This is a genomic window from Sphingobacterium prati, from assembly GCF_013167215.1.
Lineage (GTDB): Bacteria > Bacteroidota > Bacteroidia > Sphingobacteriales > Sphingobacteriaceae > Sphingobacterium > Sphingobacterium prati.
The window spans coordinates 1-4,256 of record NZ_JABJWY010000015.1; the positions used below are offsets into that span (position 1 = coordinate 1).

Here is a 4,256-nt window from a genome sequence, read left to right on the forward strand (position 1 = left end):
TGGAGGAAAGGAGGCTCAACCCCGAAAAAGCTATACAGTATTATGAAAAGAGTTTAGTCAATGCGAAAGAGGTAGGAAATAGAGACCTAATTAGAAAAAGTTATAAGTTTTTAGCGGACTATTATCGAACCTATAAATTAGGAAATGAAAAAGCTAGGGAATATGAACTAGCGTATGTTTTATTGAATGACTCCTTGGAAAGTGAAAATAAACAGGTAATAGATGTTGTCCTTAATCAGGTTTTGAATGCGAAAGACAAGGAGTCTGATATAAAGGTGTCAAAAGCGGTTAAAATTTCAATCGTAGCGTTGGTATTGCTTGTTGTGGCGGTCACCTATTTCGTATGGCGATCGAAGCACAACCGTAAGATTTTGGGCCAGAAAGAAGAGGCATTACAGGAAACGGAATCGATCAATAAGGAATTGACCGAGCAGATCGGGGAAAATAAATTCAATAACCTGATCGATCTGGCCAAAAGTAATAACCCGGAGTTCCTGACATTATTTGCTGAACTTTATCCGCAGTTTATCCAATCCTTGAAAACGCTGGATCCCAATATCAGAACGACCGAGCTGGAGTTTTGCGCGATGGCTTTTCTCAATTTCTCAACAAAAAATATAGCGGAGTATACCTTTGTTACGGTCAGGGCTGTACAAGTTCGGAAAAACAGGCTACGCAAGAAATTTGAAATCCCCTCAGATGCGGATTTCAATAATTGGATGCGTGGGCTGGTTGATACTTCCGAACAACCGCAAGTACTGGATTAAGTGAATTCCGTTTCGGTCTGCATGGTACGAATCCTATTACTATAGCTGGTTAAGAATTCAGGGGAGTAAACATTTTCCTAAATCAGTTCTTAACTTTATTTGAAAAAAGAATCCAGTTATAAGGAACATAACTGAACTCCGTATTTTTTATTTACTCAATTGGTGAGATAGTCCATTTCTATATTATGCTTCCGTAAAATAAAGGCAAATGATGAATGCAATTGAGTAACCTGCGTTGCCAAAATTATTCCTAATGGATTGAATAGCTCTTGTATGTAATTGTAAGATGCTTTTAATGTGACACCAATGGTTTGAGCAATCTCTTCGAAAGACAATCCTTTTACATATTTGAGGTATAAAATTTCTTTCTGACGGCCGGGTAAGCCGAGTGATACCAGTGAAAATATTGACTTTCATATACGACAGGCGAAACTAGCTGAAGCCGAAAAAATGACACCTAATTTTTTGGTATAGACAGTCGTTTGCTGAGAGAGATGAATAGCGTTCATTGACTAACGATGTCAAAAAATATAACCGAATTGAAAAGCTGCCGATATGGAAGCGCTATGTTCGTTGCCAAACCGTACCGGAACGGGAATAGCGAGGAAAAGCCTACCTGCCTGACCATGGGTGATAACTTTACTAATGACTGCCGTCACTATACTTCAGTAGGGATCGTTCAGGAAGAAACTTTTATAGGTATTTATGATCTTTCGATTAAGCTATGGTTACGGGATAAACTTATGTAAAAGCTATCCCGTAGACGGTCAAAAAAAACAGTTATTTATTTTCTAATGCGACCTCTTGTGCTTTGTAATAGCTCTCTATCAAAGCTTGATAATTTGGCATTACCAAAGAAAGCGCATGCGCATATTTCGCTGCGTCAGTGTGTTTCCAGCTTTTTAATATTTCACTGATCACAGCTGTGGTCGTAATAGGTATCACGCCGGCAAGTTGTAGCCTTGATATTGTAACCTGTGTTGACAATGGGCTCATATCGCCAGAAGCATCAATGACTGCAAAAACTTCATACCCTTCAGAAACAGCTGAAATGGCCGGAAATGCGACACAAACGCTTGTTAAAACACCAGCAATAACCAATTTTTTCTTACCGGTCGCTTTAACAGCTTCAACAAATGCAGGAGTATCCCAGGCATTTACCTCACCAGTTCGTCCAATGTATTTTGCATGAGGTACATTTTCGTGGATTTCTGGCATTAATGGCCCATTGGGTCCCTTTGGTTCCGACGCAGTTGTAATAACTGGAATATTTTCAATAGCGGCTACCTGTGAAAGAGCGACTACATTACTTCTCAATGTAGGTACTTCAATATCTTTTACTGTTTGGAATAGACCACTTTGGTGATCGATTAATAAAAATGCTACATCATCTGCATTGATTCTTGTTGTAATTGCCATAGTTTTTAAATTTAAAATGTTAATACAAATTTTTAATAAAGACAAAGGCTCCTGTATACGATTACCTGTAAGTCAAAGGCCTGTTTCTAGTCCGATAAAGTTAGAGGCTATCAAAGCAATAAAAAATGAAGTACAACAAGCGTAAAACCTAATGTACATTAAGTTTTATTAGTGCAGGAGTATGTTGTCGGCAGATTATGAATTTACCACAGGAGATATCAGGCTCAATAAGGAATCCACCCAGTTTTATTTTCAATGACAAGATATGTGTGATGTTCATCGATTTTCCGGCTATAGATAAAGACAACAGAGGCATAACTTTTCTTTTTAATTTTTTTAAGCATCTTATTTTCAATGAGTAATCTCATCGGTGTCAACCCTATGAACATTAATTTTTTATTCTTATCCATATTGTTAGATTTGATAAGTTGAACTTCATCAAGTTGAGAAAATTAGACGGAATAATTGGCTATTATTTATTAAAAATGTGAGTAACAAATAGGGAAGTCACGCGAAGTGACAAATGTAATTAACTTTTTATTCCACTGGATTTAGATAAACGTAATTCACCATTTTGTTAACATAGGCACATATGATGCAAATTCTAAGAACTATAAGAGGGAGTAAAATTATATAGCTGCGATAATCTCTTTTAAGGATTCATCTTCAGGATCTCGAGAATTAACTGAGGGATAGAATTTATCAAGAATTTTTTGTATCAAAGGAGACTGTAACATGAACTGTGTCAGAGGAATAATTCAATAAGATTATTTATATTCAATTATTCAAACGACACGGTCATGAAAGAAAAAGACCCATTCGACTTTGAACGCTTCAAGGCAGAAGCCATGCAAGGTCTTTACGAAGGTAAAAGTTTGTCTCCCAATGATGGCGTCCTAGCGCCGTTAATGAAGCATCTGTTGGAATCAATGATGGATGGAGAACTGGAAAACCATTTGAACGAAGAGAAAGCTTCGGGCAATAGCAACCGGCGAAATGGCAAGACAAAAAAGACTGTCCGAGGCCTTAACACTGGGACATTTGAACTGGAAACAGGCCGTGATAGATCCGGCACATTCGAGCCTAAGGTAGTACCTAAAAGGCAATTAATCATTACTGAACAGCTTGAGGGACACGTGCTGAGCATGTATGCCAAAGGAATGAGCACACGGGCGATAAGCGAGTTTATACGCGAAATGTACGCAATGGAAATCTCTGCCACTGAAATATCGCGTATTACCGAAAGTGTACTTCCAGCTGTAAATGAATGGCGTAGTAGGCCTCTTGAAGCTGTTTATCCCTTTGTATTCCTGGACTGCATGCACATTAAAGTTCGCCAGAATGGAACTGTTGAATCAAGAGCTATTTATAACATACTGGGAGTTGGTATGGATGGTAGAAAAGATCTGATCGGTCTTTATAGCTCAGAAAATGAGGGAGCTAAGTTCTGGCTTTCAGTTCTTACGGATCTAAAGCAACGTGGTGTTGAAGACATCCTTATTGCTTGTATTGATGGTCTAAAAGGGTTTCCTGAGGCCATAGAAGCTATTTTTCCAAAAACAAAGATCCAGTTGTGTATTGTTCACCAAATCAGAACAAGTATGCGCTATGTAACTGAGAAAGATAAAAAGCTTGTTATGGAGGATTTAAAGCCAGTCTATAAAGCCGTGAACGAAGAAATAGGTTATGAGAACCTCTTGTCTTTCGAAGAAAAATGGGGTAAGAAATATCCGCTTGCTGCCAAATCCTGGATGGATAATTGGACCAATCTTTCTACTTTCTTTGAGTACGAGGATCAGGTTCGCAAGATTATATACACCACAAATCCGATCGAGGGAATGCACCGTCAGATACGAAAAATTATTAAGTCTAAAGGAGCTTTCAGCTCTGAACAGGCGCTCATGAAATTGATGTATTTAATTATTAAAGATATTGCAAAAAAATGGACGATGCCAATGCATAACTGGGGCTTGACCATATCCCAACTTTATATTAGATTTGGGGATAGACTCAAATTAGAAAGAGGTTTTTAAGATGCTAATCCAATGACACAGTTTGAGTTACACTCCC

Annotated in this window: 6 protein-coding genes; 3 read left to right on the plus strand and 3 right to left on the minus strand. The window is 38.1% G+C overall.

The features are described from left to right. A partial coding sequence (locus tag HPC41_RS03710; RefSeq protein ID WP_425501173.1) for a helix-turn-helix transcriptional regulator occupies positions 1-767 on the plus strand: 767 nt, incomplete at its 5' end. Between the two features lie 155 nt (positions 768-922). Here the strand turns inward: HPC41_RS03710 and HPC41_RS25760 are convergent. Further along, complete coding sequence (locus tag HPC41_RS25760; RefSeq protein WP_172392641.1) at positions 923-1,174, minus strand: RNA polymerase sigma factor; 252 nt, start codon at positions 1,172-1,174, stop codon at positions 923-925. 111 nt (positions 1,175-1,285) lie between these two features. Here HPC41_RS25760 and HPC41_RS03720 point away from each other — a divergent pair, with 111 nt between their 5' ends. Further along, the gene (locus tag HPC41_RS03720) at positions 1,286-1,516 is read left to right on the plus strand and encodes a hypothetical protein (RefSeq protein WP_172392639.1); all 231 of its coding nucleotides are present in this window, start codon (positions 1,286-1,288) and stop codon (positions 1,514-1,516) included. A 31-nt stretch (positions 1,517-1,547) separates the two neighbouring features. On the opposite strand, the gene HPC41_RS03725 is transcribed toward HPC41_RS03720, so the two are convergent. Together HPC41_RS03725 and HPC41_RS25020 are read right to left on the minus strand one after the other, a co-directional pair. Beyond that, the gene (locus HPC41_RS03725) at positions 1,548-2,186 is read right to left on the minus strand and encodes an isochorismatase family protein (protein WP_172392640.1); all 639 of its coding nucleotides are present in this window, start codon (positions 2,184-2,186) and stop codon (positions 1,548-1,550) included. Positions 2,187-2,410: 224 nt separating this feature from the next. Then, complete coding sequence (locus HPC41_RS25020; RefSeq protein ID WP_216660649.1) at positions 2,411-2,596, minus strand: hypothetical protein; 186 nt, start codon at positions 2,594-2,596, stop codon at positions 2,411-2,413. Between the two features lie 390 nt (positions 2,597-2,986). Between HPC41_RS25020 and HPC41_RS03730 the strand changes: the two genes are divergently transcribed. Beyond that, entirely contained in the window at positions 2,987-4,219 is a 1,233-nt protein-coding gene (locus HPC41_RS03730; protein WP_120334405.1) for an IS256 family transposase, read from the plus strand. Positions 4,220-4,256: the final 37 nt, after the last annotated feature.